This window comes from Streptomyces syringium (assembly GCF_017876625.1).
In the GTDB taxonomy this organism is placed as follows: Bacteria; Actinomycetota; Actinomycetes; order Streptomycetales; family Streptomycetaceae; genus Streptomyces; species Streptomyces syringius.
Window position 1 is genome coordinate 1806791 of sequence record NZ_JAGIOH010000001.1, and the last position, 24699, is coordinate 1831489.

The 24699-nt window shown below is 68.1% G+C and carries 20 protein-coding genes and 3 rRNA genes; 7 read left to right on the top strand and 16 right to left on the bottom strand.

Going from position 1 to position 24699, the window contains the following annotated elements; genetic code table 11:
* Nucleotides 1-2: 2 nt before the first annotated feature.
* The 5 genes from JO379_RS07955 to JO379_RS07975 all read right to left on the bottom strand — a co-directional run bounded on the left by JO379_RS07955 (nt 3) and on the right by JO379_RS07975 (nt 7836).
* Nucleotides 3-1277 (bottom strand): hypothetical protein, encoded by a 1275-nt coding sequence (locus JO379_RS07955; RefSeq protein WP_209514437.1) that lies wholly within the window; start codon nt 1275-1277, stop codon nt 3-5.
* Nucleotides 1278-1453: 176 nt separating this feature from the next.
* Nucleotides 1454-1570: ribosomal RNA gene (gene rrf / locus JO379_RS07960) — 5S ribosomal RNA — on the bottom strand.
* 110 nt (nt 1571-1680) lie between these two features.
* Nucleotides 1681-4804 (bottom strand): 23S ribosomal RNA (locus JO379_RS07965).
* 279 nt (nt 4805-5083) lie between these two features.
* A 16S ribosomal RNA gene (locus JO379_RS07970) occupies nt 5084-6607 on the bottom strand.
* Together the 16S, 23S and 5S rRNA genes form the textbook arrangement of a ribosomal RNA operon.
* 581 nt (nt 6608-7188) lie before the next feature.
* The gene (locus JO379_RS07975) at nt 7189-7836 is read right to left on the bottom strand and encodes a DNA-3-methyladenine glycosylase (protein WP_130877104.1); all 648 of its coding nucleotides are present in this window, start codon (nt 7834-7836) and stop codon (nt 7189-7191) included.
* A 53-nt stretch (nt 7837-7889) separates the two neighbouring features.
* On the opposite strand from JO379_RS07975, the gene JO379_RS07980 reads away from it, so the two are divergent.
* Entirely contained in the window at nt 7890-8672 is a 783-nt protein-coding gene (locus tag JO379_RS07980; protein ID WP_130877105.1) for a sporulation protein, read from the top strand.
* A 61-nt stretch (nt 8673-8733) separates the two neighbouring features.
* On the opposite strand, the gene JO379_RS07985 is transcribed toward JO379_RS07980, so the two are convergent.
* Together JO379_RS07985 and JO379_RS07990 are read right to left on the bottom strand one after the other, a co-directional pair.
* A complete protein-coding gene (locus tag JO379_RS07985) occupies nt 8734-9165 on the bottom strand; it encodes a barstar family protein (RefSeq protein ID WP_209514438.1) in 432 nt (143 codons plus the stop codon).
* Nucleotides 9162-9638, bottom strand: coding sequence for a guanyl-specific ribonuclease (locus tag JO379_RS07990; RefSeq protein WP_307841920.1), 477 nt, complete (start codon nt 9636-9638; stop codon nt 9162-9164). Before JO379_RS07990 ends, JO379_RS07985 begins: the two co-directional genes overlap by 4 nt.
* Before the next feature lie 84 nt (nt 9639-9722).
* On the opposite strand from JO379_RS07990, the gene JO379_RS07995 reads away from it, so the two are divergent.
* Both JO379_RS07995 and JO379_RS08000 read left to right on the top strand, forming a co-directional pair.
* Entirely contained in the window at nt 9723-10262 is a 540-nt protein-coding gene (locus JO379_RS07995) for a YbhB/YbcL family Raf kinase inhibitor-like protein (RefSeq protein WP_209514439.1), read from the top strand.
* Between the two features lie 387 nt (nt 10263-10649).
* Nucleotides 10650-11153 (top strand): HNH endonuclease, encoded by a 504-nt coding sequence (locus JO379_RS08000; RefSeq protein WP_130877108.1) that lies wholly within the window; start codon nt 10650-10652, stop codon nt 11151-11153.
* A gap of 60 nt (nt 11154-11213) precedes the next feature.
* On the opposite strand, the gene JO379_RS08005 is transcribed toward JO379_RS08000, so the two are convergent.
* From JO379_RS08005 to JO379_RS08020, 4 genes are all read right to left on the bottom strand, one after another.
* On the bottom strand, nt 11214-11981 hold the full coding sequence (locus tag JO379_RS08005) for a sulfite exporter TauE/SafE family protein (RefSeq protein ID WP_130877109.1): 768 nt from the start codon (nt 11979-11981) through the stop codon (nt 11214-11216).
* Nucleotides 11982-12085: 104 nt separating this feature from the next.
* Nucleotides 12086-13021, bottom strand: coding sequence for an SPFH domain-containing protein (locus JO379_RS08010; protein WP_130877110.1), 936 nt, complete (start codon nt 13019-13021; stop codon nt 12086-12088).
* A 139-nt stretch (nt 13022-13160) separates the two neighbouring features.
* Nucleotides 13161-13583, bottom strand: a complete 423-nt coding sequence (locus tag JO379_RS08015; protein ID WP_130877111.1) for an NfeD family protein — start codon at nt 13581-13583, stop codon at nt 13161-13163.
* A gap of 120 nt (nt 13584-13703) precedes the next feature.
* On the bottom strand, nt 13704-14513 hold the full coding sequence (locus tag JO379_RS08020) for an ABC transporter ATP-binding protein (RefSeq protein WP_130877112.1): 810 nt from the start codon (nt 14511-14513) through the stop codon (nt 13704-13706).
* Between the two features lie 91 nt (nt 14514-14604).
* Here JO379_RS08020 and JO379_RS08025 point away from each other — a divergent pair, with 91 nt between their 5' ends.
* Nucleotides 14605-15405 carry an Rv1486c family protein gene (locus tag JO379_RS08025; RefSeq protein ID WP_130877113.1) on the top strand — a complete coding sequence of 267 codons (801 nt, stop codon included), beginning with the start codon at nt 14605-14607 and terminating at the stop codon, nt 15403-15405.
* Nucleotides 15406-15486: 81 nt separating this feature from the next.
* On the opposite strand, the gene JO379_RS08030 is transcribed toward JO379_RS08025, so the two are convergent.
* The 4 genes from JO379_RS08030 to JO379_RS08045 form a co-directional block, all read right to left on the bottom strand.
* Complete coding sequence (locus JO379_RS08030) at nt 15487-15759, bottom strand: chaplin (RefSeq protein WP_130877114.1); 273 nt, start codon at nt 15757-15759, stop codon at nt 15487-15489.
* 180 nt (nt 15760-15939) lie between these two features.
* Nucleotides 15940-16173: a chaplin gene (locus tag JO379_RS08035; protein WP_130877115.1), complete on the bottom strand. Its 234-nt coding sequence runs from the start codon at nt 16171-16173 to the stop codon at nt 15940-15942.
* Between the two features lie 149 nt (nt 16174-16322).
* Nucleotides 16323-16970, bottom strand: a complete 648-nt coding sequence (locus JO379_RS08040; RefSeq protein ID WP_130877116.1) for a response regulator — start codon at nt 16968-16970, stop codon at nt 16323-16325.
* Complete coding sequence (locus JO379_RS08045; protein ID WP_209514440.1) at nt 16963-18123, bottom strand: GAF domain-containing sensor histidine kinase; 1161 nt, start codon at nt 18121-18123, stop codon at nt 16963-16965. Before JO379_RS08045 ends, JO379_RS08040 begins: the two co-directional genes overlap by 8 nt.
* Before the next feature lie 256 nt (nt 18124-18379).
* Between JO379_RS08045 and JO379_RS08050 the strand changes: the two genes are divergently transcribed.
* Together JO379_RS08050 and JO379_RS08055 are read left to right on the top strand one after the other, a co-directional pair.
* Nucleotides 18380-19081, top strand: a complete 702-nt coding sequence (locus JO379_RS08050) for a nitroreductase family protein (RefSeq protein ID WP_209514441.1) — start codon at nt 18380-18382, stop codon at nt 19079-19081.
* 342 nt (nt 19082-19423) lie between these two features.
* Nucleotides 19424-20131 (top strand): transglycosylase SLT domain-containing protein, encoded by a 708-nt coding sequence (locus JO379_RS08055; protein ID WP_130877118.1) that lies wholly within the window; start codon nt 19424-19426, stop codon nt 20129-20131.
* 86 nt (nt 20132-20217) lie between these two features.
* Here JO379_RS08055 and JO379_RS08060 read toward each other — a convergent pair whose 3' ends face one another.
* Nucleotides 20218-22794: an ABC transporter ATP-binding protein/permease gene (locus JO379_RS08060; protein WP_130877119.1), complete on the bottom strand. Its 2577-nt coding sequence runs from the start codon at nt 22792-22794 to the stop codon at nt 20218-20220.
* Between the two features lie 234 nt (nt 22795-23028).
* Between JO379_RS08060 and JO379_RS08065 the strand changes: the two genes are divergently transcribed.
* Nucleotides 23029-24669: a streptophobe family protein gene (locus tag JO379_RS08065; RefSeq protein WP_130877120.1), complete on the top strand. Its 1641-nt coding sequence runs from the start codon at nt 23029-23031 to the stop codon at nt 24667-24669.
* The last annotated feature ends 30 nt before the right edge of the window (nt 24670-24699 follow it).

Genomic DNA, 24699 nt, shown 5'->3' on the forward strand with positions numbered 1-24699 from the left:
CTTCACCGGCTCGCGGTCGTCGCGCCGGTCATCACGGCGGTCGTCACGACGCCCGTACCCACCGGAACGGTCGTCGCGGCCTCGGTAGCCGCCGCCACCCTGCCGGTCGTCGCGGTACGACGGACGCGAGCCACGGTCATCGCGGCCGCCACGGTAACCACCGCGGTCGTCATCACGGCGCGGACCACGGTCGTCGCGGCCGCCACGGAAGCCACCGCGGTCGTCGTCACGGCGGGGACCGCCGTAGCCGCCGCCGGAGGGACGGCCACCACGGTCGTCCTCACGGCGGGGGGCACGCTCGTCACGGCGGAAGGTCGTCGGGCGGTCGCCGCCACGGTCGTCCCGGCGGAAGCCGCCACGGTCGTCCTCACGGCGCGGGGCACGGTCGTCGCGACGGAAGGTCGGACGGTCGCCGCCACGGTCGTCACGACGGTCATCGCGACGGAAGCCGCCACGGTCGTCATCACGACGCGGGCCACTGTAGCCACCACCGGAGGGACGGCCACCGCGGTCGTCATCACGGCGCGGGCCGCCGTAGCCACCGCCGGAGGGGCGGCCGCCGCGGTCGTCGCGGCGGTCGAAACCACCGGGACGGCCACCACGGTCGTCATCACGACGGGGACCACGGTCATCACGACGGTCATCACGACGGAAACCGGGGCGGTCACCGCCGCGGTCGTCGCGGCCACCACGGAAGCCACCGCGGTCGTCGTCGCGACGGGGGCCGCCGTAGCCACCACCGGTGGGGCGACCGCCACGGTCGTCATCGCGGCGCGGGCCGCGGTCGTCGCGACGGTCGTCACGGCGGAAGGCCGGGCGGTCGCCGCCACGGTCATCGCGACGCGGGCCACCGTAGCCACCACCGGAGGGGCGGCCGCCGCGGTCGTCGCGGCGGTCGAAACCACCGGGACGGCCACCACGGTCGTCATCACGACGGGGACCACGGTCATCACGACGGTCGTCACGACGGAAGCCGCCACGGTCGTCGTCGCGACGCGGGCCGCCGTAGCCGCCGCTGCCGGAGGGACGGCCGCCACGGTCGTCACGGCGGGGGCCGCCGTAGCCGCCACCGGTGGGGCGACCACCGCGGTCGTCATCGCGACGCTGGCCGTAGCCACCGCCGGACGGCCGGCCGCCACGGTCGTCTTCGCGGCGCGGGCCACGGGGACGGTCGTCCCCACGGTCGTCACGACGGAAGGCAGGACGGTCATCGCGGCGGTCGTCGCGACGGAAGCCGCCGCGCGTGTCGTCGCGTCGAGGCCCGCGAGGGGCACCACGCCTCGGCTCGCTGCCCGATCGATCGTCGGGAGAGTTGGTGGACATCGACGTGACTCCTAGTCTTCGGGTACCGCAGTCATTCTCGCGCACCCGGCTGCCCGGCGCGCTTCGGCAAAAACAAAAAGGACCCTTGGTCCCAGCGTTGAACGCTGGGACCAAGGGTCCTTGAAATATTGTTCGGCGGCGTCCTACTCTCCCACACGGTCCCCCATGCAGTACCATCGGCGCTGAAAGGCTTAGCTTCCGGGTTCGGAATGTAACCGGGCGTTTCCCTAACGCAATGACCACCGAAACACCTTCGGGTGTTCCAAGCGAACAAGCACACTCTTTAATTAAGGTGATACTGGTTCAACCGGTGCGACTGTTCGCAACCCGGGAACCACACAGTGGACGCGAGCAACTGAGGACAAGCCCTCGGCCTATTAGTACCAGTCAGCTCCAACCGTTACCGGTCTTCCACACCTGGCCTATCAACCCAGTCGTCTACTGGGAGCCTTAACCCCTCAAAGGGGGTGGGAATACTCATCTCGAAGCAGGCTTCCCGCTTAGATGCTTTCAGCGGTTATCCCTCCCGAACGTAGCCAACCAGCCATGCCCTTGGCAGGACAACTGGCACACCAGAGGTTCGTCCGTCCCGGTCCTCTCGTACTAGGGACAGCCCTTCTCAATATTCCTACGCGCACAGCGGATAGGGACCGAACTGTCTCACGACGTTCTAAACCCAGCTCGCGTACCGCTTTAATGGGCGAACAGCCCAACCCTTGGGACCGACTCCAGCCCCAGGATGCGACGAGCCGACATCGAGGTGCCAAACCATCCCGTCGATATGGACTCTTGGGGAAGATCAGCCTGTTATCCCCGGGGTACCTTTTATCCGTTGAGCGACGGCGCTTCCACAAGCCACCGCCGGATCACTAGTCCCGACTTTCGTCCCTGCTCGACCCGTCGGTCTCACAGTCAAGCTCCCTTGTGCACTTACACTCAACACCTGATTGCCAACCAGGCTGAGGGAACCTTTGGGCGCCTCCGTTACTCTTTAGGAGGCAACCGCCCCAGTTAAACTACCCACCAGACACTGTCCCTGATCCGGATCACGGACCCAGGTTAGACATCCAGCACGACCAGAGTGGTATTTCAACGACGACTCCACACACACTGGCGTGCATGCTTCACAGTCTCCCACCTATCCTACACAAGCCGAACCGAACACCAATATCAAGCTATAGTAAAGGTCCCGGGGTCTTTCCGTCCTGCTGCGCGAAACGAGCATCTTTACTCGTAGTGCAATTTCACCGGGCCTATGGTTGAGACAGTCGAGAAGTCGTTACGCCATTCGTGCAGGTCGGAACTTACCCGACAAGGAATTTCGCTACCTTAGGATGGTTATAGTTACCACCGCCGTTTACTGGCGCTTAAGTTCTCAGCTTCGCCCTGTCGAAACAGAGCTAACCGGTCCCCTTAACGTTCCAGCACCGGGCAGGCGTCAGTCCGTATACATCGCCTTACGGCTTCGCACGGACCTGTGTTTTTAGTAAACAGTCGCTTCTCGCTGGTCTCTGCGGCCACACCCAGCTCAGGAAGCAAGTTCCATCACCGGACATGGCCCCCCTTCTCCCGAAGTTACGGGGGCATTTTGCCGAGTTCCTTAACCATAGTTCACCCGAACGCCTCGGTATTCTCTACCTGACCACCTGAGTCGGTTTAGGGTACGGGCCGCCATGAAACTCGCTAGAGGCTTTTCTCGACAGCATAGGATCATCCACTTCACCACAATCGGCTCGGCATCAGGTCTCAGCCTTAATGTGTGACGGATTTGCCTATCACACGGCCTACACCCTTACCCCGGGACTACCACCGCCCGGGCTGGACTACCTTCCTGCGTCACCCCATCGCTTACCTACTACAGATCCGGGTCACCGGCTCCACCACTTCCCTTCACCCGAAGGATCCAGGACGGCTTCACGGGCTTAGCATCGTCTGATTCGATATTGGGCGTTTCAAAGCGGGTACCGGAATATCAACCGGTTGTCCATCGACTACGCCTGTCGGCCTCGCCTTAGGTCCCGACTTACCCTGGGCAGATCAGCTTGACCCAGGAACCCTTAGTCAATCGGCGCACACGTTTCCCACGTGTGTATCGCTACTCATGCCTGCATTCTCACTCGTGAACCGTCCACAACTCGCTTCCGCGGCTGCTTCACCCGGCACACGACGCTCCCCTACCCATCCACACGGCCGTTGGACCTATTGTGTGAATGACACGACTTCGGCGGTACGCTTGAGCCCCGCTACATTGTCGGCGCGGAATCACTTGACCAGTGAGCTATTACGCACTCTTTCAAGGGTGGCTGCTTCTAAGCCAACCTCCTGGTTGTCTCTGCGACTCCACATCCTTTCCCACTTAGCGTACGCTTAGGGGCCTTAGTCGATGCTCTGGGCTGTTTCCCTCTCGACCATGGAGCTTATCCCCCACAGTCTCACTGCCGCGCTCTCACTTACCGGCATTCGGAGTTTGGCTAAGGTCAGTAACCCGGTAGGGCCCATCGCCTATCCAGTGCTCTACCTCCGGCAAGAAACACACGACGCTGCACCTAAATGCATTTCGGGGAGAACCAGCTATCACGGAGTTTGATTGGCCTTTCACCCCTAACCACAGGTCATCCCCCAGGTTTTCAACCCTGGTGGGTTCGGTCCTCCACGAAGTCTTACCTCCGCTTCAACCTGCCCATGGCTAGATCACTCCGCTTCGGGTCTTGGGCGCGCTACTCAATCGCCCTATTCGGACTCGCTTTCGCTACGGCTTCCCCACACGGGTTAACCTCGCAACACACCGCAAACTCGCAGGCTCATTCTTCAAAAGGCACGCAGTCACGACTGCATGTGCAAGCACATACAGCGACGCTCCCACGGCTTGTAGGCACACGGTTTCAGGTACTATTTCACTCCGCTCCCGCGGTACTTTTCACCATTCCCTCACGGTACTATCCGCTATCGGTCACCAGGGAATATTTAGGCTTAACGGGTGGTCCCGCCAGATTCACACGGGATTTCTCGGGCCCCGTGCTACTTGGGTGGTTCTCAAGCGAGCCGTACAGATTTCAGCTACGGGGGTCTTACCCTCTACGCCGGACCTTTCGCATGTCCTTCGCCTACCTGTACGGTTTCTGACTCGCCGACCAGCCGGCAGACTGATCAAGAGAACTCCCACAACCCCGCACACGCAACCCCTGCCGGGTATCACACGCATACGGTTTGGCCTCATCCGGTTTCGCTCGCCACTACTCCCGGAATCACGGTTGTTTTCTCTTCCTGCGGGTACTGAGATGTTTCACTTCCCCGCGTTCCCTCCACACTGCCTATGTGTTCAGCAGCGGGTGACAGCCCATGACGACTGCCGGGTTTCCCCATTCGGACACCCCCGGATCAAAGCTCGGTTGACAGCTCCCCGGGGCCTATCGTGGCCTCCCACGTCCTTCATCGGTTCCTGGTGCCAAGGCATCCACCGTGCGCCCTTAAAAACTTGGCCACAGATGCTCGCGTCCACTGTGCAGTTCTCAAGCAACGACCAGCCACCCACCACCCCAACACCAAAGTGTCGAGTTCACTGGGGCCGGCATCGCGAAGGCTCGAAACTTACGTTCCGTACCCTCAGATACCCAACAGCGTGCCCGACCCGACCCATCCAGTATCACGTTCCACGCCGAAGCAGTACTAGTGAACCAAACCGATCGTGCCGAATAGTCAACGTTCCACCCATGAGCAACCGTGCAGAACGTTTGTCTGCAGTCGGCTATGTGCTCCTTAGAAAGGAGGTGATCCAGCCGCACCTTCCGGTACGGCTACCTTGTTACGACTTCGTCCCAATCGCCAGTCCCACCTTCGACGGCTCCCTCCACAAGGGTTGGGCCACCGGCTTCGGGTGTTACCGACTTTCGTGACGTGACGGGCGGTGTGTACAAGGCCCGGGAACGTATTCACCGCAGCAATGCTGATCTGCGATTACTAGCAACTCCAACTTCATGGGGTCGAGTTGCAGACCCCAATCCGAACTGAGACCGGCTTTTTGAGATTCGCTCCACCTCACGGTATCGCAGCTCATTGTACCGGCCATTGTAGCACGTGTGCAGCCCAAGACATAAGGGGCATGATGACTTGACGTCGTCCCCACCTTCCTCCGAGTTGACCCCGGCAGTCTCCTGTGAGTCCCCATCACCCCGAAAGGCATGCTGGCAACACAGAACAAGGGTTGCGCTCGTTGCGGGACTTAACCCAACATCTCACGACACGAGCTGACGACAGCCATGCACCACCTGTATACCGACCACAAGGGGGCGACCATCTCTGGCCGTTTCCGGTATATGTCAAGCCTTGGTAAGGTTCTTCGCGTTGCGTCGAATTAAGCCACATGCTCCGCTGCTTGTGCGGGCCCCCGTCAATTCCTTTGAGTTTTAGCCTTGCGGCCGTACTCCCCAGGCGGGGAACTTAATGCGTTAGCTGCGGCACCGACGACGTGGAATGTCGCCAACACCTAGTTCCCAACGTTTACGGCGTGGACTACCAGGGTATCTAATCCTGTTCGCTCCCCACGCTTTCGCTCCTCAGCGTCAGTAATGGCCCAGAGATCCGCCTTCGCCACCGGTGTTCCTCCTGATATCTGCGCATTTCACCGCTACACCAGGAATTCCGATCTCCCCTACCACACTCTAGCCTGCCCGTATCGAATGCAGACCCGGGGTTAAGCCCCGGGCTTTCACATCCGACGCAACAAGCCGCCTACGAGCTCTTTACGCCCAATAATTCCGGACAACGCTTGCGCCCTACGTATTACCGCGGCTGCTGGCACGTAGTTAGCCGGCGCTTCTTCTGCAGGTACCGTCACTCTCGCTTCTTCCCTGCTGAAAGAGGTTTACAACCCGAAGGCCGTCATCCCTCACGCGGCGTCGCTGCATCAGGCTTTCGCCCATTGTGCAATATTCCCCACTGCTGCCTCCCGTAGGAGTCTGGGCCGTGTCTCAGTCCCAGTGTGGCCGGTCGCCCTCTCAGGCCGGCTACCCGTCGTCGCCTTGGTAGGCCATTACCCCACCAACAAGCTGATAGGCCGCGGGCTCATCCTTCACCGCCGGAGCTTTCCACCCACCCCCATGCGGAGGCAGGTCGTATCCGGTATTAGACCCCGTTTCCAGGGCTTGTCCCAGAGTGAAGGGCAGATTGCCCACGTGTTACTCACCCGTTCGCCACTAATCCACCCCGAAAGGCTTCATCGTTCGACTTGCATGTGTTAAGCACGCCGCCAGCGTTCGTCCTGAGCCAGGATCAAACTCTCCGTGAATGTTTACCGGTTATCCGGTGACACTCGCGTTGAGCGGCACAACCAGACGGAATAAGTCCGGTCGTGCACAGCGTCCTCGCTGTGTTGTTGCCCACCAGACCCCAAAGGGACCGGCAGGACTTTCAAAGGAACCGCGTCCCGATCGCAGAGCGACCGGAGACGGGGTATTTTATAGTCTGGCGTTGACTTTTGGCACGCTGTTGAGTTCTCAAGGAACGGACGCTTCCTTTGTACTCACCCTCTCGGGCTTTCCTCCGGGCGCTTCCCTTCGGTATTTCGTGTTCCGACTCTATCAGATCCTTTTCCGTGCCGTTCCCGGCTCGAATTTCGTTTCCGATCCCCGTCGAAGGGGGTTTGTTTCGCGCCTTTCGGCGTGTCCACTACGTTAGCGGATTTCCCTGGTGGCTCCTAATCGAGCCGATCGCGATCTGATTTCGGGGTAGCGAAACAGACCCCGATCCGGGGTGCGTCCTTGTAGTAGTGGTTGTGCCACCCAGCGGCCCACGCACATGGCGCTGTCCATCTCAAGCGGCTCGGGCCACGTTAGGCGCTCGGTGCTTCAGAGTCAAGCACCCTCCACGTTACTCCTGCTTGCCCCGGTGACGCGGCACATGAGCCCGGTAGGGACTGACGGTCGGATCCCCGTCCGCCCAGAAGCGCCAGGGGTGGGCCGCGCCCTCGCCGCCGACGCCCGTGCGGGGGCCGCTGCGGATGCGGGAGGCGGGGACCGGGGTGCCGAAGAGGACCGAGAGAGGGGCCTCCGGGCCGGCGCAGATGTCGATGCCGTTCAGGGTGCGGTCGATGTCGAGCGCGGTGGCGAGCCGGGCCGGGCCCTGGGCCAGCTCGCGGTCCTTGCGCGCCTTGGGGCGTCGCTCGCGGGCGAGATCGGCGCCCTTGGTCACCTCAGCCCCGCGCAGGAGAACACCGCTCGCGGTGCCTTCGGGGCCGCAGACCAGGTTGAGGCTGAACCACATGCCGTAGATGAAGTAGACGTACGCGTGCCCGGGCGGTCCGAACATCGAGGCGTTCCGCTGGGTACGGCCGCGGTAGGCGTGCGAGCCGGGGTCCGCCTCGCCCGCGTAGGCCTCGACCTCCGTCAGGCGGACCTCGATCGGCCCGTCCGGTGTCCTGCGGACGAGGGTCCGTCCGAGGAGGTCCGGTGCGACCTCCAGGACGGGACGGTCGAAGAACTCCCGGGCGAGTGGCATACGGTCAGGCGCGTCGATCATGCCGATCGAGCGTAACGGAAGGGCCCGGAAAACGGGGCCCGGGGAGGAAGAGCATGGGTTTCAAGAAGCTGCTGGCGAGCCTGGGTGCCGGAGGCGCTTCCGTCGAGACGGTGTTGTTCGAGGAGAACGTCGTCCCTGGCGGGGTCGTGCAGGGTGAGGTGCGGATCCAGGGCGGCTCCGTCGCGCAGCGGATCGAGGGGCTGAGCGTGGGCCTCCAGGCGCGCGTGGAGGTGGAGGGCGGGGACAGCGAGTACAAGCAGGACGTCGAGTTCGCGCGTCTTCAGCTGGGTGGTGCCTTCGAGGTGCAGGCCGGGGCGGTGCACTCGGTGCCGTTCGCGCTGGAGATCCCGTGGGAGACGCCGGTCACCACGTTCATGGGCCGGCACCTGACCGGGATGGACGTGGGCGTGACGACGGAGCTGGCGATCGCCCGCGCGGTGGACTCCGGCGACCTCGATCCGGTGAACGTCCACCCGATGCCGGCCCAGCAGGCCATCCTCGACGCCTTCGGTCAGCTCGGCTTCTCCTTCAAGAGCGCGGACCTCGAGCGTGGCCAGATCCGTGGGACACGGCAGCGGCTGCCCTTCTACCAGGAGATCGAGTTCTTCGCCCCGCCGCAGTACCGGGGGCTGAACCAGGTCGAGCTGTCGTTCGTCGCGGACGACCGCGAGATGGACGTCGTGCTGGAGATGGACAAGAAGCCGGGGCTCTTCACCGAGGGCAGCGACTCGTACCGCTCGTTCACCGTCGATCTGCAGTCGTTCGCGCAGACCGACTGGGCGGCCTACCTCAATCAGTGGCTCGCGGAGGTCGGCGGGCAGCGCAACTGGCTGTGATCGGCCGAGGGGCGCGCGCTCGGCGCGCCCCTCGCCCGGCGGTGTCTGCCGGCCGGCGTCGTCAGGCGAGCAGCACCGTCAGGGGGGACTCGCTGTCGGCCCAGTGGTCGACGGCTTCGCCGAAGATCGCCTGTGCGGTGGCGGCGGCTTCGGGGGCCGCCTTGCGGAAGGCGTCCCAGTCCACCGCGATCAGCAGACAGCCACGGACCTTGCTGACCTCGCGCCACCAGGAGAGATCCATCAGGCAGTCGGCGAGGGCGTCCCAGTTGCGGCCGAACCAGTCGGGGAAGTCGAGGTCGGCCGCGCACCGGTCGAGGAAGGCCGCCTTGTCGGTCACGCCGTCCAGGCGCAGCGGCGCGGCCCGCCAGTCGGCGTCGGCGGCGAGCGCCAGGACGCGGGCGGGAGCCTCGGTGGGGGGCAGGTCGTAGACGCCCGGCGGGGTGGAGCCGTAGAGGAGCGCGGAGAGGCCTGGTGCGGGCAGCGGGCCGGTCATGGTTGTACCACCGCTTCGAAGGTCTGGTAGTGGTCGCCGGTGTAGTAGCGCTCGGCGTGGTCGCCGGTGATGATGCGTCGGGCGCCGCGGGTGCGGGCGCCCGGGGTGGGGACGGTGTACTCGTGGTAGTACCCGCGGGTCTGCTTGGGCAGCCGGTTCTCGTAGTTGCCGAAGACGGTGCCGTCCTTGTCGTACGGGAAGGGGCCGCCCCTGTCGATGAGTTCGAGGGTACGGCGGGCCTCGGCCGGCAGCAGGTCCGGGGTGACGGTCTTCATGCCCTTCGCCCAGGCGGGGATCGCGGTGGGCGCGGCGGAGGTCCTGGAGGAGGAAGCGGGCGAGGTCTTGTCGGCCTTGGAGGCACCGGAGGTGCATGCCGGCAGCATGAGCAGGGGGAGCGAGGCCAGCAGCACGGTCAGTGCGCGCCAGGGCCTGCCCGGCGGCCGTCCGTGTCGTCGTCCGTTTTGTCGAAGCACACTCCGTATGGTCGCAGCCGGTGCCCGTCGTGGCCTCGTTAGGCTGGGCACTTTCACTGATCCGCGCGTACAGGAGGTGTTGAGGTGTCCGAGCACAAGAGGCGGCCGCTCCCCCACGAGTTCCACCCGCCGGTGCCCTCGTTCACGGTGGTGAGTGATGACGTGGCACAGGGCGGGACGCTCAGTGACGCCCAGGTGCAGAGCGGGGGCAACACCTCGCCGCAGCTGCGCTGGGAGGGCTTTCCCGAGGGCACGAAGAGCTTCGCCGTGACGTGCTTCGACCCGGACGCGCCGACGGGCAGCGGGTTCTGGCACTGGTCGCTGTTCGACATCCCGGCGTCCGTGACGGAGCTGCCGGCCGGTGCGGGGAGTGCCGGGTTCAAGGGGCTGCCCGAGGGTGCGGTGCATGTGCGCAACGACTACGGGACGCGGGACTTCGGCGGGGCCGCTCCGCCGCCCGGGGACGGGCCGCACCGTTATGTGTTCACGGTGTACGCAGTGGACCGGGAGAAGCTGGGGCCGGACGAGGATGCCACTCCGGCCGTGGTGGGCTTCCATCTGCGGTTCCACGCGCTGGCGCGCGCCGAGTTGATCGGCGAGTACGAGGCTCCCGCCTCGGCCTGAGTGCCGTACGGTCCGGGCGCGGTCCCTGGGCCGCGTCCGGAAATTCCGTTGCGCCCGGCTGCCGTGCACCGCACAGTGGTGCATGGCTGACGGCTCTCATCCGGTCGTCGGGCAGCAGATACCGCAGTGGCGGGGGCGGCGGGGCGCGAGAGAGCGCCCGTCGTCTGCCGGAGCCCGGTTCACGCCGGGTGCCCGCGTCCGCTGCCGTGCGCTCCGGGCCCGTGTTCGTACGGGGGAAGGGCCCGGAGCGTTTCCCCCTTTCCACTTTCGCGCTGGGCCGTCAACTCCCTTTTGTGCTGCGGAAATTGCGTTGTTCCCAGCCATTCCGACCGGCACAGTTGAGCCATCTTTGCCGCTGGGGCGGGGACGGGCCGGGAGGTGGACGGGATGCGGGAGACGTTGGTTCTCAATGCGAGCTTCGAGCCGCTGGCGACGGTGTCGCTGCGCCGGGCGGTGGTGCTCGTGATGCAGGACAAGGCCGTCGTCGAGCAGGCCCATCCCGGTCTGCGGATCCGCGCGTCGGCCGTCGAGATGCCGGTGCCCCGGGTGATCAGGCTCTCCCGGTACGTGCGGGTGCCGTTCCGAAGACAGGCGCCGTGGACCCGGCGGGGGGTGCTGGTGCGCGACCGGCACCGGTGCGCGTACTGCGGACGGCGGGCGACGACGGTGGACCACGTGCTGCCGCGCTCGCGCGGGGGTGCGGACAGCTGGCTGAACACGGTCGCGGCGTGCGCGGAGGACAACCACCGCAAGGCGGACCGTACGCCCGAGCAGGCCGGAATGCGCCTGCTGACCCGGCCCTTCGAGCCGACGCCGTCCGAGTCGCTGCTGTTCACCCTGGGGGCGGACAGCCGGGCCGCCCTTCCCTCGTGGCTGGCCCAGCCGGCGTAAGCGCCGGGGGTGGTGGCCCGTGGGGGCCGTCCCGTCGGGACGGCCCCCACGGGTGCCGCGTCAGTCGAGCAGGAGCTGGACGATCGCGACGATGCCCACGGCGACGATGACGCCGCGCAGGGCGGTCGGCGGGAGCCGGCGGCCGACCTTCGCGCCGATCTGGCCGCCGATGGCGGATCCCACCGCGATGAGCACGACGGCGGTCCAGTCGAAGTCGGCGACGAACAGGAAGAAGAGCGCGGCGACGCCGTTGACGACGACGGCGAGGATGTTCTTTATGCCGTTGATGCGCTGCAGGTCGTCACGGAGGAGCAGGCCCATGAGGGAGAGGTAGAGGACGCCTTGGGCCGCGCCGAAGTAGCCGCCGTACATGCTGGACAGCAGCAGGCCGACGAGCAGGGCGATGCCGCCGTCGCCGGCCGCCTCGGTGCCGTTGCGCTCGCGGCGGCGGGCGAGGGCCTTGGCGAGCCGGGGCTGGAGGACGACGAGCACCAGGGCGATGGCGATGAGGGCGGGCACGATCGCGTCGAAGGCCTTCGACGGGAGTGCGAGCAGCAGGATCGCTCCGGCGAGGCCGCCGATCAGGGCGGTGACGCCGAAGCGGATGATGCGGCGGCGCTGGCCGCGCAGTTCGCGGCGGTAGCCCAGGGCGCCGCTGATGTTGCCGGTGACGAGGCCGAGCGTGTTGGAGACGTTGGCCGTGATGGGCGGTAGTCCGGTGGCGAGGAGCACCGGAAAGGTGATCAGGGTGCCGGAGCCGACGATGGTGTTGATGGTGCCGGCGCCGATGCCGGCCGCGAAGACCGCGAGTGCTTCCCAGATGGACAACGCCATCTCCTTTGGTCAGTGTGTCGCCTCCCCGCCGGTTCAGGGGTCGAGGGGCCACACTGATCATGCACCAGGACGGATCTTCGTCAACAGTCGACGGGGCTTCAGTCGATCGGCGGCTGCTCGCGGCGCGGGGGCTCCTTGGCGTCCTTCGAACCCCGGCTCATGGGGCCGAAGTTGCCGACGGCGCCGCTCAGGCCCTTGAGGGCGTCGCCGATTTCGCTGGGCACGATCCAGAGCTTGTTGGCGTCGCCTTCGGCGATCTTCGGGAGCATCTGGAGGTACTGGTAGGACAGCAGCTTCTCGTCGGCGTCGCCCGCGTGGATGGACTCGAAGACCGTGCGGATCGCCTGGGCCTCGCCCTCGGCGCGCAGCGCGGCGGCCTTGGCCTCGCCCTCGGCGCGCAGGATCGCGGACTGCTTCTCGCCCTCGGCGGTCAGGATCTGCGACTGGCGGATGCCTTCGGCGGTGAGGATCGCGGCGCGCTTGTCCCGGTCGGCGCGCATCTGCTTCTCCATCGAGTCCTGGATGGAGGTCGGCGGCTCGATGGCCTTGAGCTCGACGCGGTTGACGCGGATGCCCCATTTGCCGGTGGCCTCGTCGAGGACGCCGCGCAGGGCCGCGTTGATCTCCTCGCGGGAGGTGAGGGTCCGCTCCAGGTCCATGCCACCGATGATGTTGCGCAGGGTGGTGACGGTGAGCTGCTCGATGGCCTGGATGAAGCTGGAGACCTCGTAGGTGGCGGCCCGGGCATCGGTGACCTGGTAGTAGATGACGGTGTCGATGTTGACGACCAGGTTGTCCTGGGTGATCACCGGCTGCGGGGGGAACGGCACGACCTGCTCACGGAGGTCGATGCGGTTGCGGATGGAGTCGATGAACGGGACGACGATGTTCAGGCCCGCGTTGAGGGTGCGGGTGTAACGGCCGAAGCGCTCGACGATGGCGGCGCTGGCCTGTGGGATCACCTGCACCGTCTTCATGAGGGCGATGAAGACGAGCACCACCAGGATGATCAGGACGATGATGATCGGTTCCATCGTGGCTCCCCGTGCCTTGGTCGTGATGTCGGGTGTGGTCGATCGGGCTGTCGGTCCGGGCAGACGTTGATCGACTCCGTGAAGTCTTTCAGAACCCCCCGTCGCTGTGCAGGCGTTGGGCCCACATCGCGTGGATCGCTCACATCACGATGGCCGTCGCGCCGTCGATCTCGATGACGTCCACCTGCTGCCCCGCCTCGAAGCTCCGCTCGGTGTCGTACGAGCGGGCCGACCAGATCTCACCGGCGAGCTTGATGCGGCCACCGCCGGCGTCGACCCGCTCGAGCACGACGGCCTGACGGCCCTTGAGGGCGTCGATTCCCGACCTCAGCTCGGGGCGCTGCGCCTTGTGCCGGGCGGCGATGGGGCGCACCACGGCGATCAGGGCGACGGAGACGACGGCGAAGACGATGAACTGCGCCACGGTGCCGCCGCCGAGGGCGGAGGTGACGGCGGCGGCGATGGCTCCGACCGCGAACATGCCGAATTCGGGCATCGCGGTGACGACCAGCGGAATACCCAGCCCGACGGCGGCGACGAGCCACCACACCCATGCGTCCACTCGTTCATGGTAGGCGCGGGGGCGGCGGCGGGACAGGGTGCCGGGGGGTGCCGTTGGGGGCGTCTCCCCCGGTCCTCGGGCGTGGGCCGGGGGCAACGCGCCCTGGCGGCGCGGTGTTGCTTACGCGAGCGGCAGGCCCTGGGCGGTCCAGCGGTCCCCGTTGCGCTCGACGATCAGGGGGAGGCCGAAGCAGTGGGAGAGGTTGCGGGAGGTGAGCTCCAGCTCGACGGGGCCCGCGGCGAGCACCTTGCCCTGACGGATCATCAGGACGTGGGTGAAGCCGGGCGGGATCTCCTCGACGTGGTGGGTGACCATGACCATCGAGGGCGCGAGCGGGTCCTTGGCGAGCCGGCCGAGGCGGCGGACGAGGTCCTCACGGCCGCCCAGGTCGAGGCCCGCGGCGGGCTCGTCGAGCAGCAGCAGCTCGGGGTCGGTCATCATCGCGCGGGCGATGAGGGTGCGCTTGCGCTCGCCCTCGGAGAGGGTGCCGAACTTCCGGTCCAGGAAGTCCGTCATGCCGAGCACGTCGAGGAAGGCACGGGCACGCCGCTCGTCGACTTCCTCGTAGTCCTCCTGCCAGGTGGCCGTCATGCCGTACGCGGCGGTCAGCACCGTCTCCAGGACGGTCTGGGTGCGCGGCAGCTTGTCGGCGAGGGCGATGCCCGCCATGCCGATGCGGGGGCGCAGCTCGAAGACGTCCACCTTGCCGAGCTTCTCGCCGAGGACCGTGGTCGAGCCCTTGGTCGGGAAGAGGTAGCTGGAGGCGACATTGAGGAGAGTGGTCTTGCCGGCCCCGTTGGGGCCGAGGATCACCCAGCGCTCCCCCTCCTTGACCGACCAGGAGACCTGGTCCACCAGAGCCCGGCCCTCGCGGACCACGGATACGTCCACCAGTTCCAGCACATCGCTCATGAGCGCGTTGTCTCCCATTACAGTCTCGTCGTCGCTTGCGCCTGTCGGCGCAGTCCCCAAGGAAAACCTACGCCACCGGCTGTCGGTGCCAGTCCTTAGGCTGGTGGCCATGCTCGATGAACATCGCTCAGGACGGCTCACGGCGTGGGGAAATGCCCTGATTGCCGGATTTGCCGCGCCGGATGACGCCGCACACCACATCACCGGGGACGACGTTGTGCATCGCGTCACCGGTCTGCCCGGGGAATCGGGGCCGGTCGGCCTCACGCTCGCGCTCGGCAGGCTGCGCGTGCTCGGGGCCAGGGGGCTGCGGCTCGCGCTGCCCGCGCCGGGCCACCCGCTGGGGCTGAGCGGCCCGCCGGAGTTCAATGCCCGCGCGCTGGAGGCCGAGGAGGCGGTCGTCGCTTCCGGTGTCGCACTCGGGCTCGTGCCGGAGGTGTACGAGGCCGGGCCCGAGGGCGATGTGCATGTGGAGGTGCTGTGGCACTGCCTGCCCGTGCGGGAGGCTCCGCCCGCGGACGTCCCCTCGCTCGGGGAGGCCGAGCGGGAGCTGGCCGAGGCCCTGCGGGACGCGACGGCAGTCCTCTCCCGGCTCGACGTGGCCGGTTCGGGCCCGGTCGCGCAGGCCGCCCTGGACGCCTACCGGGCGCGGGCCGAGCGGGGGCGCGAGGTGCTCGCGCCGGGATATCCGCCGCGCGCGGTGCGGGTCCTGGAGCTGGCGCAGCGGGTGGGCGCGCTGATCGCGATCGCCTACGAGCCGGGCGACGGCGAGGGCCGTGAGCACGGCGGAGCGGTGAGCGCGTCGGAGATCGCCGCGCGGACCGAGGCGCTGCGGCCGGTGGAGCGGACGGCCCGGCGGGCCCAGGTGGCCGCGTACAACGCGATGGTGGAGGAGCGGGAGCGGCACTGATCCGTGCCGACGTGCGAGAAGGCCCTGCGGGCCGGTCGGTCCGCGGGGCCTTCTCCGACGCTCGGGGTGGGGCAGGGTGCGTCAGGCGTTGACGCAGGTGTTGCCGAACGTGGGGTTGAGGATGCCGAGGAGGATGTCGATGGTGTTGCCGCAGACGTTCAACGGGATGTCGATGGGCACCTGGATGACGTTGCCCGAGACGATGCCCGGCGAACCCTTGGTCACACCGTGGGCACCGGCGCCGTGACGGCCGTCGTGCCCCCTGTCGTCGTTCGCGGACGCGGCGCCCACAGAGCTACCGACGACGACGCCTGCCGCGGCCAGAACGACGACGGCCTTTTTGGCACTGTTCATGAGGTGTCTTCCTTTTGCTGATGTCCCTGTGGCGACCCCGACCGCGGGATCGCGTACTGATGAACGTCAGCGAACCGCCGATGGCACGGCCATCGGCGGTGTTGCCCTCGTTCGGACGATCGCTCGCCCCCGGAGCCCGGCCCCGTCGGAACGGAGCCGGGCGGGCAGAATGCGCCGGAATTACTTGTTGATGCAGACGTTCCCGGCGGCGGGGTTGAACAGACCGACCACGCTGACGGTGTTGCCGCACAGGTTGACCGGGACCTTGACGGGCACCTGGACGACGTTGCCGGAAGCGATGCCCGGGGAGTTCTGCGCGTTGCCGTCGGCCTGGGCGGAGGCCGCACCGGCGCCGGCGAAGGCGAGACCGCCGACAGCGATCGTGACGGCAGCGGCCTTCTTCATGTTCTTCACTTCTTAATGACCTTCCTGAACGTTGCCACGGCCAGCCGCCGCGGTACGTATGGAGAACGGGTCACCGCCGGTCTGGATGCGGGGCCGGGCCTACGACCACACGACCGTATGAATCTCTGATCAGAAGACGACGTTCCGTTATGACGGACTCAAGCCCCGATCCCGTGGCGTACCGCCCAAAGCGCCGCCTGGGTCCGGTCGGAGAGGTCGAGCTTCATCAGGATGTTCGATACGTGGGTCTTGACAGTCTTCTCCGACAGCACAAGGGCACGGGCGATCTCCCGGTTGGACCGGCCGTCCGCGATCAGCGCGAGCACTTCGCGCTCCCGTTCGGTGAGCCCGTTGCCCCGCCCGTGGCCGCCGCCCGTCTCCTCCTGGGCCAGCAGAGCCCCGGCCACCTCGGGCTGCAACAGCACGTGCCCGGCGTGCACGGACCGGATCGCGCCGGCGAGGGCATCGGGGTCCACGTCCTTGTAGACGTAGCCGGCCGCCCCGGCCCGGAGCGCCGGGACGACGGTGCGCTGCTCGGTGAAGCTGGTGACGATCAGCACCCGGGCGGGGTTGGCCAGCTCCCGCAGCTTGCGCAGCGCCTCGATGCCGTCGGTGCCGGGCATCTTCACGTCCATGAGGACGACATCGGGGCGCAGCTCCTCGGCGCGGGCGACGCCCTCGGCGCCGTCCGCCGCCTCGCCCACCACCTCGATGTCGTCCTGGACCTCCAGGAAGGTCCGCAGCCCCCTGCGCACGACCTGGTGGTCGTCGACCAGCAGCACCCGGATCACGCGGTGGTCAGACACCCGGCACCTCCATCTCGATCGTGGTGCCCTTGCCGGGCTCCGATGTCACGGTCAGCCTGCCGCCGACGCCGCTCGCCCGGTCCCGCATCGAGACGAGGCCGAGGTGGCGGCCGGCCCGGCGGACGGCCGAGGGGTCGAAGCCCTGCCCGTCGTCGGTCACGCGCAGCGCCACGACCGGGCCGACGCGGCTGACGACGACCTCGACGCGCTCGGCGCCGGAGTGGCGCAGGGCGTTGTGCAGGGCCTCCTGGGCGACGCGCAGCATCGCCTCCTCCTGGGCGGCCGGCAGGGCCCGTACGCCGTGCACGGCGAAGGTGACGTGGGCGGCGTGGGCCCGGTCGAGGACCTTGACCTGGGTGCGCAGGGTGGCGATCAGCCCGTCCTCGTCGAGTCCGGCGGGGCGCAGCTCCACCACCGCGGCGCGCAGCTCGTCGGCCGCCTCGGCGGCGAGCTGGGCGACCTGCTGCAGCTCGCCCTTGGCGCGGGCGGGGTCGCGGTCGACCAGGGCGGTGGCGGCCTGGGCGGTCAGCCGCAGGGAGAAGAGCTTCTGGGCGACGGCGTCGTGCAGCTCATGGGCGAGGCGGGCCCGCTCCCCCGCGATGGTCAGCTCACGGCTGCGCTCGTAGAGGCGGGCGTTGGTGAGGGCTATGGCGGCGTGCTGGGCGAGGACGCCGAGCAGTTCCTCGTCCTCGGCGGTGAAGGCGCAGTCGCCGGGCTCCGTCGGGGGCCGCTGCGCGGTGGTCTTCTTGTTGGCCAGGAACAGCGCGCCGAGGATCTCGTCGCCGTCGGCGACGGGCATGCCGAGGAAGTCGCTCATCTCGGGGTGGGCGTCGGGCCAGCCCTCGAAGCGGGGGTCCTCGCGGACGTCGGCGAGGCGCTGGGTGGTGGCCTCCTTGAGCATCGCGGCCAGGATGCCGTGCTGGCGCGGCAGCGGGCCGATGGCCTTCCACTCCTCTTCGCTGATGCCGTCGACGACGAACTGGGCGAAACCGCCGTGGTCGTCGGGGACGCCGAGCGCGGCGTACTCGGCGTCCAGCAGCTCGCGGGCGGAGACGACGATCGTCTTGAGGACGTCGCGTACCTCGAGGTGCCGGCTCATGGCGAGGAGCGCGGTGCTCACGGCGGTGAGGCCGGAGCGTGGGCCATTGGTCATGGCCTCACCGTACCGACGGGCGGTCAGGGGCGTATCGGACCGGCGACGGCCGGGGGTACGTCTCGGGGCCTAGGCCGAAGTGCCTGCCGAGCCGCTTCCCCGGCACCCCAAAAACGACATATGGATTCATCGCCTATATAAGGGGACGGAAGGGTGTGGCCGCTCGGCCGTCCCCGGGTGTGTGGTCACCGGTATCCGGGGCACGAGTTCCGGCATGTGCCCCTCATCGCGCCCGGCCGGGGACCAGACTCGGAATATGTCTATACCAACGACGCAGTGGACCCCCACCCACGGTGACCCCTACCGGCCGGTGCCCTACCGCCCCGAGCGGATGCCCGCCGAGGAGTCCCTCGCCCGCGCCGCCGAGCTGCGGGAGCGGATGGACCGGCGCCGGACCGTCCGGCAGTTCTCGGCCGACCCGGTGCCCGAGCAGGTGGTGCGCGACGCGATCGCGTGCGCGGCCACCGCGCCGTCCGGGGCGCATCAGCAGCCGTGGACGTTCGCGCTGGTGAAGGACCCCGAGGTGCGACGGCGGATCCGGGCGGCCGCGGAGGAAGAGGAGCGGATCTCCTACGACGGCCGGCTGGGCGAGGAGTGGCTGGCGGCGCTGCGCCCACTGGGCACGGACGAGGTCAAGCCGCACCTGACGGACGCGCCCGCGCTGATCGTGGTCTTCCAGCAGCGCTACTGGCTGGGCGAGGACGGCGACAAGCGCAAGCACTACTACGTGGACGAGTCGGTCGGCATCGCGGTCGGAATGCTGCTCTCGGCCCTGCACCTGTCGGGGCTGGCGGCGCTGGTGCACACGCCGAGCCCCATGCGGTTCCTGTCCGAGGTGCTGGGGCGCCCGGCGAACGAGAAGGCCTTCGCGGTGATCCCGGTGGGGTACCCGGCGGCGGACTGCCGGGTGCCGGATCTGGTGCGCAAGAGCCTCGATCAGGTGCTGGTCGAGGTCTGAGACGCCTCCACCAGGCCCCGGAACGGGCATATCCGCGTACGCGAACGGTCACACCGGGCGACCGTGGGGGGTTTCCGGTGTGACCCCGCGCATAGGACCCACATCACTTACGACCTCGGCTAGTGGACGGATAAGACCGCTGTAAGCGGGTAGCCGGGGCGTTTTCGGTGCCCTCCGCACCCCCCGTCGCAACGAAGCGGGATAGTACGTCACACCTTTGCCACAGGATTTTGCAGCCGCTAACAATTGCCCAGTCGCACGGCGCCGTCGAACGAAAAACGGCGCTCACCGCGCCAGTCCGGCCCTTGCGACTCACGCGATTGGAAGAGGTTCAGCTCACTCATGCGCTCCCCCATCTCTGGTTATAGCCGCCTGACCAAGGCCCACAAGTTCTCCATGGCCGGTATCGCCGCAGTCGGCGCCGCCTCCCTGGCCTTCGCCGTCGTCCCCGGTGCCGCCGCCGACGAGGACAAGCAGTCCGTCGCCGTGAAGCCGGTCGCCTGGAGCGCCTCCGAGTTCGGTACGGAGCACCAGCAGAACGAGCTGACCAAGCAGTCCGACAACGCCGCCAAGGTGGCGAAGTCGCAGGCCGAGGCCAAGAAGAAGGCCGACGCCGAGGCCGCCAAGGCCAAGGCCGACAAGGAGCGCGCCGACAAGGAAGCCGCGAGCCGTTCGGCCGCGCGCAAGCCCGCCCCGGTCGCCCCCGCCGCCCCGGCGAAGAAGACCTACGCGAACAACCTCGACGGCTGGATCAACGAGGCGCTGGACGTCATGCGCGCCAAGGGCATCCCCGGCTCCTTCGAGGGCATCAAGCGCAACATCCTGCGTGAGTCGTCCGGCAACCCCCGCGCGATCAACAACTGGGACATCAACGCCATCAACGGCGTCCCCTCCAAGGGCCTGCTCCAGGTGATCGACCCGACCTTCAAGGCGTACCACGTCGAAGGCACCTCCTGGGACATCTACGACCCGGTCGCCAACATCACCGCGGCCTGCAACTACGCGGCCGACAAGTACGGCTCGATGGACAACGTCAACTCCGCCTACTAAGAGTCGACGGACAGCGCATACGCCGAAGGGCGGCACCCGGACCGGGTGCCGCCCTTCGGCGTTGGTACGCGTGGGTACGAACGGGACTAGTTGCGCATGACCTCCGGCTCGTGGCGGCGCAGCAGGCGTGCGACCGCGAAGCCGCAGATGACACCGAGGATGATCAGCACGGTCATGTCGATGCCCCACTGGGCGGCGGTGTGCTCCCAGAGCGGATCGAGGTTCTTCGGGTTGCCCTTGTCCATCGGGGCCATGATGTGCGAGAGGTCCAGCGTGGCACCGGCGGCGCCGATGGCCCAGCGGGACGGCATCAGCCAGGCGAACTGCTCGATGCCCGGCGAGTCGTAGATCTTGAACATGATGCCGGTGAAGACGACCTGGACGATCGCGAACATGACCAGCAGCGGCATGGTCTTCTCGGCGGTCTTCACCAGGGCGGAGATGACCAGGCCGATCATCATCGAGGTGAAGCCGAGCGCGATGATCACCAGGCAGAGCTCGGCGGCCGGCAGGGCCTTGAGGATCAGCCCCTCCGCCGGCAGCTCGCGGACCGAGAAGCCGATCGCGGAGATGATCACGCCCTGCACCGCGGTGATCAGACCGAGGATGATCACCTTGGACATCAGATACGCCGACCGGGAGAGGCCGACGGCGCGCTCCCGTTCGTAGATCACCCGTTCCTTGATCAACTCACGGACGGAGTTGGCCGCACCGGAGAAGCACGCGCCGACCGCGAGGATCAGCATGATCGTGCCGGCGTCCTGGTTGAAGTGCCCCTTCCCGGGCGCCGCCAGGCCGAAGTCGGAGGGGATCACGCAGCTGACGCCGCCGAGCACGGCGGGCAGGATGAGCATCAGACCCATGAAGCCGCGGTCGGAGGCGATGACCGAGACGTACCGGCGCATCAGCGTCCACAGCTGGGAGCCCCAGCTCTGCGGCTTGGGCGGGCGGACCATCTGGGGCTGTACGTGTACGGCCTGCGGGGCCACGGCGTCGAGGTCCGCGGCGTACATCTGGTAGTGCTGCGAGCCGCGCCAGCGGCCCGACCAGTCGTAGTCCCGGTAGTTCTCGAAGGCGGAGAAGACATCGGCCCACGTCTCGTAGCCGAAGAAGTTGAGCGCCTCCTCCGGCGGGCCGAAGTAGGCGACCGAGCCGCCGGGCGCCATGACCAGCAGCTTGTCGCAGAGCGCCAGCTCGGCGACGGAGTGGGTGACCACGAGGACCGTACGGCCGTCGTCGGCGAGGCCGCGCAGCAGCTGCATGACGTCGCGGTCCATGCCCGGGTCGAGACCGGAGGTCGGCTCGTCCAGGAAGATCAGCGACGGCTTGGTGAGCAGCTCCAGGGCGACGGAGACGCGCTTGCGCTGGCCGCCGGAGAGGGAGGTGACCTTCTTGTCGGCGTGGATGTCGAGCTTCAGCTCGCCCAGGACCTCGGTTATACGGGCCTCGCGCTCGGACGCCGCGGTGTCGCCGGGGAAGCGGAGCTTGGCCGCGTACCTCAGCGCCTTCCGGACGGTGAGCTCCTTGTGCAGGATGTCGTCCTGCGGGACGAGACCGATGCGCTGACGCAGCTCGGCGAACTGCTTGTACAGGTTCCGGTTGTCGTAGAGGACGTCGCCCTCGTTGGCCGGGCGGTATCCGGTGAGCGCCTTGAGCAGGGTGGACTTGCCGGAGCCGGACGGGCCGATGACCGCGATCAGCGACTTCTCGGGGACGCCGAAGGAGACGTCCTTGAGGATCTGCTTGCCGCCCTCGACGGTGACCGTGAGGTGACGGGCGGAGAAGGAGACGTCGCCGGTGTCGACGAACTCCTCGAGGCGGTCGCCGACGAGCCGGAACGTGGAGTGACCGACACCGATGATGTCGTTCGGGCCGATGATCTGCTGGCGGACCGGCTGACCGTTGACATACGTGCCGTTGTGGCTGCCGAGGTCGACGATCTCGAAGCGGCCGTCGTGCGTGGCCCGGAATTCGGCGTGGTGCCGGGAGACCTGGAGGTCGGAGACGACCAGCTCGTTCTCCAGGGCACGACCGATGCGCATCACACGGCCGAGCGCCATCTGGTGGAAGCTGGTGGGGCTGCGGTCACCGTGGGCGGGCGGGGCTCCGGCACCGCCGCCGGGCGCCTGGTGCGCGGGCGACTGCTGCTGCGGGACGTACGCCTGCTGGTGCTGCTGGTGCTGGGGCTGCTGCCAGCCGCCCTGCTGCTGCGCGGGGTCCTGATACTGCTGCGGCTGCTGGGGCTGCTGCCAGCCCATGCCCGGCTGCTGCTGGTGCTGCGGCGGCGCCTGACGGCCCTGCACGGGCGCGGCCATCGCGGTGTGCGCGTTGTAGATGTCCGCGACCGGTGCGGAGGCGCCGGCAACGGTGAGATTCAGCCGCGGACCGTCGGTCGCGTTGCCCAGGTTCACCGCCTGGCCGGGGCCGATCTCCATCTGCTGGATCCGCTGGCCCTGTACATAGGTGCCGTTGGTGCTGCCGTGGTCCTCGATGACCCAACTGTGCCCGCCCCACCGGACGGTGGCGTGCCGCCACGAGACCCGGGCGTCCTCCAGCACCATGTCACCCTGGGGGTCGCGCCCCAGGCTGTAGGACCTGGACGGATCGAGCGTCCACGTCTGTCCATTCAATTCCAGTACGAGTTCCGGCACTCCATGCCCCACTACTTGTCCCCCGATGCACCCCTCGCGCAGGAAGTCTGCACAGGGAGTCTAGGGATGGCGAACATCGGGTGGAACTATTTCAGGCCCAGTCGCCGATCCGAAACTCGGGGACTGACGCAGTCGTGTAACAGGCACCGTTGACTCGGCCGAAAGTCGCCCGGAGAGTAGTAACCGCCCATGGATGCGTACGGAACGTGCGCTTCCGGGCAAGGGGTCGGAATCGGGGGGGCCGTGATGACCATCGGCAGCGGCAGCCGCCGCCTGCGCGGCGCACATGTACTGCTCACCGCGATAGCGGCGGTGAGCTGGTCCTTTCTGGCCATGGCGGGGGTGGCGGCGGCGGGCCTGCATCTGCTCGGGGCGGACGGGGCGGGCGCGCTCGGACCGATGACGGCGGCCGCGATCGTGCTCGCCGTGGGGGGATCCGTCACACCTTCGGGCGATGTGGAGGCCTTTGGTCTGCAGGCATCCGGCGCGTACACCGCGATCGACATCGCGCCACTGGGGGTGAGCCTGGCGGGGGCACTGCTGCTGGGCTGGATCTTCGCCCGGTCGCTGCGGGCGGCCGGCGGCACCCCGCGCCCGGCCGAGCTCCTCGCCCGGGTGGTCGCGGTGGCCGGGCTCTTTCTGCTCCTGCTCGCCGGTCTCGCCTGGGCGGGCGAGGACACCGTCACCATCGACGGCAAGGAGCTCGGCCTCGGCGGCGGCCCGGGCGGGGGCCCGCATCTGGAGATACCCGGCCTCGGCGACATCGGCGGCGGCCTGCCGGACCGGCTCGCCGACCTGGCGGGCGCCAAAGCGGCGGTCGGTTTCAGTGTGCGGACCGGGCCCTCACTGCTGGCCGGAGCGCTGTGGGTGCTCGCCGTCCTGGTGATCGCGCTGCTGGTCTCGCGCCGGGCACCGCTGCCGCGCGGCTGGGGCGCGGTGGACCGCGCCGTGCGCCCGGCGGTCTCCGCGCTGTGCGCCGTGCTGGTGCTGGCGGTCGGCGCGGGCCTCGCCGCGGCCGCGTACGCGGCGACGGGCGACGGCCATCCGCGGCGGGTGCTGGGGGCGGCCCTGCTCGGCGCGCCGAACGGGGTCTGGCTGGGGGTGCCGCTGGGACTGCTCGTCCCCTGGCGGGGCTCGGCCAGCGGGGCGCTCACCCAGGTGCTGCCCGCCCCGCTCGACGAGCTGCTGGGGATGAGCGCGGACGAGACGGTGACGGTGGGCCGGCTCGCGGAGTTCGACAGCCGGGTGTGGCTGCTGACCGTGGCGTGCGCGCTGCTCATGCTCACGGCCGGGCTGCTGACCGCGGTCCGCACGCCCCGCGGCCGGACCGGTCCGGTGGGCTTCGCGGCCCGGTGCGCGCTGCGGCTCGCTCTCGCCTCGGCGCTCGTGCTGCCGCTGCTGGTGCTGCTGACCCGGGTGAAGGCGGACGCGAGCCTGTCGGTGCTCGGCTTCGACGCCTTCGGGGCGGGGCTGGAGCTGAGCGGGAACGTCCCCGTGGCGCTGGTGCTGGGCGCCGTGTGGGGCGCGGGCGCCGGGGCGGGCGGGGCGCTGCTGGCCCTGGCCACGGGCGCGGCCGGGCTCCGGGCCACCACGGGCGCGCCGGGGGCGGGCGCGGCCCGCGCGTACCCCGATCCGGCCTGGCTGCCGGGGCCGTACAACCCCTCGTCGGCGTACCGTCCCTCGCGCGGGGACACCAATCCCTATCTGCGGCCGGTCGTAGGCGACCCGCCGCCCCGGTACCCCGGCGCGGGCGATCCGGGCGCCCAGACGCAGACCCAGACGGGGCAGCCGCCGCTGCCGCCCCGCCCCCGGCCCCGCTACGGGCGGCCGTTCGGGACGCCGCCGGAGGAGCCGCCACCGCCGGGGGTGCCCGGGCGGCGGCGCTGACGCCCGGGGGTACGGACGCCGAGCGGTACG

Excerpts from the sequence above, each read along its gene's own strand:
- JO379_RS08000 (WP_130877108.1), top strand. The coding sequence starts at position 10,650 with ATGCGGGAGACGTTGGTTCTCAATGCGAGCTTCGAGCCGCTGGCGACG.
- JO379_RS08065 (WP_130877120.1), top strand. The coding sequence starts at position 23,029 with ATGACCATCGGCAGCGGCAGCCGCCGCCTGCGCGGCGCACATGTACTG.
- JO379_RS08055 (WP_130877118.1), top strand. The coding sequence starts at position 19,424 with ATGCGCTCCCCCATCTCTGGTTATAGCCGCCTGACCAAGGCCCACAAG.
- JO379_RS08025 (WP_130877113.1), top strand. The coding sequence starts at position 14,605 with ATGCTCGATGAACATCGCTCAGGACGGCTCACGGCGTGGGGAAATGCC.
- JO379_RS07980 (WP_130877105.1), top strand. The coding sequence starts at position 7,890 with ATGGGTTTCAAGAAGCTGCTGGCGAGCCTGGGTGCCGGAGGCGCTTCC.
- JO379_RS08030 (WP_130877114.1), bottom strand. The coding sequence starts at position 15,759 with ATGAACAGTGCCAAAAAGGCCGTCGTCGTTCTGGCCGCGGCAGGCGTC.
- JO379_RS07985 (WP_209514438.1), bottom strand. The coding sequence starts at position 9,165 with ATGACCGGCCCGCTGCCCGCACCAGGCCTCTCCGCGCTCCTCTACGGC.
- JO379_RS07975 (WP_130877104.1), bottom strand. The coding sequence starts at position 7,836 with ATGATCGACGCGCCTGACCGTATGCCACTCGCCCGGGAGTTCTTCGAC.
- JO379_RS08020 (WP_130877112.1), bottom strand. The coding sequence starts at position 14,513 with ATGGGAGACAACGCGCTCATGAGCGATGTGCTGGAACTGGTGGACGTA.
- JO379_RS08050 (WP_209514441.1), top strand. The coding sequence starts at position 18,380 with ATGTCTATACCAACGACGCAGTGGACCCCCACCCACGGTGACCCCTAC.
- JO379_RS08045 (WP_209514440.1), bottom strand. The coding sequence starts at position 18,123 with ATGACCAATGGCCCACGCTCCGGCCTCACCGCCGTGAGCACCGCGCTC.
- JO379_RS08010 (WP_130877110.1), bottom strand. The coding sequence starts at position 13,021 with ATGGAACCGATCATCATCGTCCTGATCATCCTGGTGGTGCTCGTCTTC.